1 protein-coding gene is annotated in these 231 nt (G+C 71.4%); it reads left to right on the top strand.

All coding sequences use genetic code 11. The features are described 5' to 3' along the window. Nucleotides 1–231, top strand: a 231-nt coding sequence (atpE, locus tag KVT14_RS21740) for an ATP synthase F0 subunit C (protein WP_217617428.1), incomplete at both ends; no start/stop codon positions are given.

The raw sequence follows: 231 nt of genomic DNA on the forward strand, positions 1-231 counted from the left end.
GCAACATCGCGTCCGTCGGCTACGGCCTCGCGGTTCTCCGCCCGGGCATCGGCCTCGGAATCCTGATCGGCCAGTCCGTCGAGGGCATGGCGCGCCAGCCCGTGGTCGCCGGCCAGCTCCGGACCACCATGTTCATCGGCATCGGGTTCGTCGCGGTGCTCGGCCTCCTCGGCCAGAGCACCGGCTTCCTCCTCTTGAGAACGCAGCCGCGCTCCCCGCGGGGTGCCTGCT

Origin of the sequence: Cellulomonas sp. GbtcB1, from assembly GCF_019091725.1 — a bacterium.
Classification (GTDB): domain Bacteria; phylum Actinomycetota; class Actinomycetes; order Actinomycetales; family Cellulomonadaceae; genus Cellulomonas.